At 59.3% G+C, this 6,000-nt stretch carries 7 protein-coding genes and 1 tRNA gene; 4 read left to right on the plus strand and 4 right to left on the minus strand.

What is annotated here, in order from left to right; all coding sequences use genetic code 11:
- Nucleotides 1–101: 101 nt before the first annotated feature.
- Both gabT and gabD read right to left on the minus strand, forming a co-directional pair.
- Complete coding sequence (gene gabT / locus HX851_RS32730) at nt 102–1,382, minus strand: 4-aminobutyrate--2-oxoglutarate transaminase (RefSeq protein WP_177063525.1); 1,281 nt, start codon at nt 1,380–1,382, stop codon at nt 102–104.
- 174 nt (nt 1,383–1,556) lie between these two features.
- Complete coding sequence (gabD, locus tag HX851_RS32735; protein WP_017124752.1) at nt 1,557–2,999, minus strand: NADP-dependent succinate-semialdehyde dehydrogenase; 1,443 nt, start codon at nt 2,997–2,999, stop codon at nt 1,557–1,559.
- A 445-nt stretch (nt 3,000–3,444) separates the two neighbouring features.
- Between gabD and HX851_RS32740 the strand changes: the two genes are divergently transcribed.
- A tRNA-Arg gene (locus HX851_RS32740) sits at nt 3,445–3,521 on the plus strand.
- A gap of 147 nt (nt 3,522–3,668) precedes the next feature.
- Here the strand turns inward: HX851_RS32740 and HX851_RS32745 are convergent.
- Nucleotides 3,669–3,896 (minus strand): hypothetical protein, encoded by a 228-nt coding sequence (locus HX851_RS32745; protein WP_177065097.1) that lies wholly within the window; start codon nt 3,894–3,896, stop codon nt 3,669–3,671.
- A gap of 199 nt (nt 3,897–4,095) precedes the next feature.
- On the opposite strand from HX851_RS32745, the gene HX851_RS32750 reads away from it, so the two are divergent.
- Nucleotides 4,096–4,554: a hypothetical protein gene (locus tag HX851_RS32750; RefSeq protein ID WP_177065099.1), complete on the plus strand. Its 459-nt coding sequence runs from the start codon at nt 4,096–4,098 to the stop codon at nt 4,552–4,554.
- 241 nt (nt 4,555–4,795) lie between these two features.
- Here HX851_RS32750 and HX851_RS32755 read toward each other — a convergent pair whose 3' ends face one another.
- A complete protein-coding gene (locus HX851_RS32755; RefSeq protein WP_256262839.1) occupies nt 4,796–5,269 on the minus strand; it encodes an ATP-binding protein in 474 nt (157 codons plus the stop codon).
- 402 nt (nt 5,270–5,671) lie between these two features.
- On the opposite strand from HX851_RS32755, the gene HX851_RS32760 reads away from it, so the two are divergent.
- The gene (locus HX851_RS32760) at nt 5,672–5,821 is read left to right on the plus strand and encodes a hypothetical protein (RefSeq protein WP_177065101.1); all 150 of its coding nucleotides are present in this window, start codon (nt 5,672–5,674) and stop codon (nt 5,819–5,821) included.
- A partial coding sequence (locus tag HX851_RS32765; RefSeq protein ID WP_177065103.1) for a PAAR domain-containing protein occupies nt 5,818–6,000 on the plus strand: 183 nt, incomplete at its 3' end. The genes HX851_RS32760 and HX851_RS32765, both read left to right, overlap by 4 nt.

A 6,000-nucleotide genomic window follows, 5' to 3' on the forward strand; every position in this document is an offset into this window, starting at 1 on the left:
TAGTCAATGCTGACCCAGGCATACAGCTAAACGCCACCATTGCGTTCTTTTGACACAAAAAAACCCGCCGAAGCGGGTCTTTCTGTCTATCGCGTCACAACTCAGGCGAGTTCGGCGAAGCACTCTTCGATGATCGCCAGACCCTTGTCCAGTTGCTCATCCGGCGAGGTCAGCGGGACCAGCACGCGCAGGACGTTACCGTAGGTGCCGCAGGACAGCAGGATCAGACCCTTGTCGCGGGCCTTGGCCACGACCTGGGCCACGGCGGCCGCGTTCGGCTTGTGGCTGTCGCCGCCTTCGAACAGTTCGAGCGCGATCATCGCGCCCAGGGCACGCACTTCGCCGATCACCGGGTACTTGGCCTGAATCGCTTTCAGACCGGTCACCAGGCGCTCGCCGACGGCCTTGCAGCGGTCCAGCAGGTGCTCTTCCTCGAACACTTCCATCACGGCCAGGGCTGCGGCGCAAGCAATCGGGCTACCGGCGTAGGTACCGCCCAGGCCGCCTGGAGCGATGGCGTCCATGTATTCGGCCTTGCCGCAGACACCGGCCAGCGGGAAACCGCCGGCGATGGACTTGGCGAAGGTGGTCAGGTCGGCGGCAACGCCCATCTGTTCCATGGCGAAGAAGGTGCCGGTACGACCGGCGCCGGTCTGCACTTCGTCGGCGATCAGCAGGATGCCGTGCTGGTCGCACAGGGCACGCAGACGCTTCATGAACTCTTTGGGCGCGACGTAGAAGCCGCCTTCGCCCTGCACCGGCTCGATGATGATCGCGGCGATATCACGTGGCTCGGCGTCGTTCTTGAAGATGCGCTCGATGCTGGCGATGGAGTCGTCGATGCTCACGCCGTGCAGTTCGTTCGGGAACAGCGCGCGGAACACGCCGCCTGGCATCAGGCCCATGCCGGCCGAGTAAGGCACGACTTTGCCGGTCAGGCCCAGGGTCATCATGGTGCGACCGTGGTAGGCGCCGGTGAAGGCGATCACGCCGGCACGGCCAGTGGCGGCACGGGCGATCTTCACGGCGTTCTCGACCGCTTCGGAACCGGTGGTGACCAGCAGGGTTTTCTTGGCGAAATCGCCCGGAACCTTGGCGTTCACTTTCTCGCACAGCTCTACGTAGGGTTCGTAGGCCAGGACCTGGAAGCAGGTGTGGGTCAGCTTGTTCAGCTGTGCGGTCACGGCGGCGATGATTTTCGGGTGCACGTGGCCGGTGTTCAGCACGGCGATACCGCCGGCGAAGTCGATGAACTCACGGCCTTCAACGTCAGTCACGGTGGCGTTCTTCGCGTGGTCGGCGAAGATCGGGTGGATCTGGCCGACGCCGCGTGGAACAGCGGCCTGGCGGCGTTGCATCAAGGATTCGTTGGTCTTGCTCATGGTGTCCTCATTCACCGCTCATCGGGCGGCGTGGTTCAAGGATGACGCGGCAGGGAGAGCACTGCACCAGCATACGATGATCGACTGGCACAACGTTCCGGCCACACTGAAGTGTCGTTTGAAACGCGACAGGAGCAGCGCTCTCGTGCCCCTGTCGCTGAACCACCTGCCGGGTCAGATACCCAGGCAGAGATATTTGATTTCCAGGTAGTCTTCGATGCCGTACTTGGAGCCTTCACGGCCCAGGCCCGACGCCTTGATGCCGCCGAACGGCGCGACTTCGTTGGAGATCAGCCCGGTGTTGACGCCGACCATGCCGTATTCCAGGGCCTCGGCCACACGGAACACACGGCCCAGGTCACGGGCATAGAAGTACGAGGCCAGGCCGAACTCGGTATCGTTGGACATCGCGATGACTTCGGCTTCGTCCTTGAAGCGGAACAGCGGCGCCAATGGACCGAAGGTTTCTTCCTTGGCCACGGCGGCGTCCCTGGAGACGTTGACCAGGATGGTCGGCTCGAAGAAGTTGCCTTCGATGGACTTGCCGCCGGCCAGCAGGGTCGCGCCTTTGCTCAGGGCGTCGGCGATGTGCTCCTGGACCTTGGCCACGGCCTTCTCGTCGATCAGCGGACCGGTGGTGGTGCCTTCTTCCAGACCGTTGCCGATCTTGAGCTTGGCGACCGCCACTTTCAGTTTCTCGGCGAATGCGTCGTAGACCGCGTCCTGAATGTACAGGCGGTTGGCGCAGACACAGGTCTGGCCGTTGTTGCGGTACTTGGAGATGATCGCGCCTTCGACGGCCTTGTCCAGGTCCGCGTCGTCGAACACGATGAACGGAGCGTTGCCGCCCAGTTCCAGGGAAACCTTCTTGATGTCCTTGGCGCATTCGGCCATCAACTGGCGACCGATCTCGGTCGAGCCGGTGAAGGACAGCTTGCGCACGATCGGGTTGCTGGTCAGCTCGCTGCCGATATCGCCGGCGCTGCCGGACACCACGCTGAACACGCCTTTCGGAATGCCGGCACGCTGGGCCAGTTCCGCCAGGGCGAAGGCCGAGAACGGGGTCTGCGAAGCGGGCTTGAGCACCATGGTGCAACCGGCGGCCAGGGCTGGGCCGGCTTTACGGGTGATCATCGCGGCCGGGAAGTTCCACGGGGTAATGGCAGCGGTCACGCCGATCGGCTGCTTGATCACGATCAGGCGCTTGTCCGGCTGGTGGCCCGGGATCACATCGCCATAGACGCGCTTGGCTTCTTCGGCGAACCACTCGATGAACGAGGCGGCATAGACGATTTCGCCCTTGGCTTCGGCCAGCGGCTTGCCTTGTTCGAGGGTCATCAGGCGGGCCAGGTCGTCCTGGTTCTCGATCATCAGTTCGAACCAGCGACGCAGTTTGTTCGAACGCTCTTTGGCGGTCAGTGCACGCCAGGCCGGCAGGGCCTTGTCAGCGGCTTCGATAGCGCGACGGGTTTCGGCAGCGCCCATTTTCGGCACGGTGCCCAGGATTTCGCCCGTGGCCGGGTTGTTGACCTTGATCGTCTGACCATTGTCCGCGTCGACCCAAGCCCCATCGATAAAGGCTTGCTGGCGGAACAACTGGCTGTCTTTGAGCTGCATGTAGGCTTTCCTTAACAGCACCGCGCATGCGCGCAGCGTTTTATTGATTGTAGAAAGGCGCCTTGATGGCTGCCGTCAGGAAATTCATTCACCGGGCCGAAGCACATAAATAGCGCACATGAGATCAATGTGCGGTTCAGCACCCAGACAAGAGCGTTTGAAATCTCAAACGAATCCTAGGATCAATGGGGGTAAAGGACAATAGTCTGTTCGAAAAAAAGAACGAAAATGCCGCATTCGCGAGGTTTTTCTGATCAACGTAATGCCTGGGCCCTGGCGGGGCCCGAAAGTGGTCCCGGATCCGCGCAGCGTCAATGCTTGCCTGACGGACTGCGCGGAACAAGGCGTGCCGGGCTGTGCGCAAGTCAAACCGCACAAAGGGAATTTCCCGACAAAACCCGAATGGACGCCCCGAGCCGACATGGGTATGATGTCGCCCGCATAAGCACCAGTAGCTCAGCTGGATAGAGTACTGCCCTCCGAAGGCAGGGGTCGTGGGTTCGAATCCCGCCTGGTGCACCACCTGCAGAACAAATGCCCCGGATCTTTGATTCGGGGCATTTTTGTTTTTGGGGCTGGCCTCACATCGGTTCTGAGCGCGTCAGTCAAATGGATGCCAAATGAGCTCATACCCAACCGGGTAGATAGCGATAGCGTTTGCGAACGAGGCTACCCATCAATTCGCCGCCCCACCACCTCCAGCAAATCCGTCCCCTCTCGAAGCAACAGATACGCCGCGCTGGTAAATCGGTACAGGTCGCTATCTTCAAGCCCGGTGATGCTCACGGACGTGATGCTTTCCAACAGGTCGGTGCCCGCCTTGATGCGCTGCTGCGCGCACTTCAAAAGCTGCGTCACGGGGACGTGGCTGTCGATCAGCAGGACGGGCAATGCCATCGTTCATCACTTGATCCATTTTCGTCATGGGAGGAGCGTTATCTGCGAGCTGAATGCATAGGCACGGCGTATCAAGGACGTGGTACCGAGCGTTCAGAATCGGACCGCCCCCTCAGGTTTACGAGTGGCCTCATGGCTTCAATAAACCTGTTGCCGCTTCAAATGGAGAGTGTATGGCCCCGATTTCTAAGGACCGGAAATGCCGCTATACGACAATGCCGAGTATCTCATCCGGGCCAATCTGAACGAGATTGCTCAAGGGCGGCGAGTACGAGCTGTTGTAATTGGCGTCCTGACAGAAGTGCAATTCGAGGCAATCAACAGACAGAAGGAAAGCCAAGGGTTGCCTCAGCTTGAGGATCCAGAAATCGTTTTCCTCGGCAAGCATGCGTATGAAAGCCGGGTTGTGGTTGTACGTGATGGCCACACCATTGATGACATGGTTGTGCAAATTGTCTTCGCCTTGGCCGAAACCGCTATTGCGGTAGCGTCCCCGAGGATGACGGCGATCAAAAGTACGCAATTGCGTCTGGATGGCTATGGGAATGAGGTGACGGATGAGGCGATTTTCGAACTCACCGCTCGCAAGCCCAAAGCGGAGCTTTACTCCATCGTTCCGAAGGGCGACAGAATCAAACCCAAACGACAGGCAAAATAAAGGCCGCTATAAGCGGCCTGAGTACAACCAAGAAAACACTCGCCCGGATAACTTGAAACTCAGCCGGCGCACCAATGCTTCCCTGATTTTAAGGCTACGCTTTAGTCGCCGCCAAGGCCATTCGTCATGACAACGAGGCTTCGCTCGCTCAAGGTACCCACGAAAGAACATGACGCAACTGCACCTGACTTGATCCGGATCGCCAAATCCGGTCGCTGGTGTTGTACAGCGACAGCGCGAACTACCGGATCCCTCTTTCCGCCAGCCACGCCCGGCCCGCATCGGTCGTCACGTAGGCCTGTTGCAGATAATACGTCGCCGGCCCGGCACCGCCTTTTATCAGCAGATGATGCTGGTGATGCAAACGACCCAATACCTGGCTGGCCGACAACGTATCCAACCCGCTGACAGCGCGCAACGCGGCGTTGTCCCCCCCCGTTTCCGCCGCCAGTATCAGTGCCTTGGCCTCGTCTCCGGTCAATTGCAAATGGCTGAACTGCTGCAACCAGCGCAGTTGCTCCTCACCCAACAGTTGATGAAGCAGATAAATCGAAGTGAACTGATTTTCCAACTGATAGCTGTTGAAGACCGGGGCAGCCAATCCCTGGCCATCCAACAGCCGTCGCATGGTCCGGATACCAGTGCCTTTGGTTTCCGCGAACTCCAGATCGTAAAAGACACTGGCAATGACGGGATTACGCAGCAGCGAGCCCATCTCCCCCAGCATTGCCACGGGTTTGAGCGAATAACCCGCATTACAGTATCACCTGCACGAAGCTCAAGCCGGACCTGGCCAGCAGCAGTGGTTCGATTTCTTGCTGCGAACACTCATAGTCTCCGTTGAGCCCTCGTCGCCAAACGTCTGTCTTGCGTTTGCTCTTGCTGTCGAACTTACCTTTGAACACGCGGGGTTTCGAGCCTCGCATTTATTTTCCACATTGCTTCTGGCGAAACTGTAAGTTCCTACCGAAGATTGGATACCTACCCGAACGGCCAGTTGTCCGGTTTTACCTGATTGGGCAGCATCTCTCACGCCGCTCCGGCGAAATCCTCTCCCACATCCATTAGCACAACAACGGTGCTCGAGTCTCCTTGGGCGTATGAAAAGGAAAGCACAATGAGCAATATGGAAAGGCTCGGCACTGCCACCGATGATAAGGGTGAGACGCTCAGTAGTCTGCAAAGCAGGGTGCAGATGGTGGAGTACATCGACGACCGCATTCCAGGCTTTCCAAAGCCTGACCACTTGGCGCAGATCGCGACATGAGGCGCTACCACATCACCGTGGGGGCGAAGACCTCGGTGGGCGGTACCGTGAAGACTGGCAGCCAATCCTCCAGTATTGCCGGCCAGCCCATTGCCAGGGAGCGCGATCTGGTTTCCTGCCCGGTGTGCCGCAGCGACGGCGTTATCGTCCTCGCTGGTCGGCATCTGGTGGAACTGTAC

It is taken from the genome of Pseudomonas gingeri (assembly GCF_013385635.1).
Classification (GTDB): domain Bacteria; phylum Pseudomonadota; class Gammaproteobacteria; order Pseudomonadales; family Pseudomonadaceae; genus Aquipseudomonas; species Aquipseudomonas gingeri_A.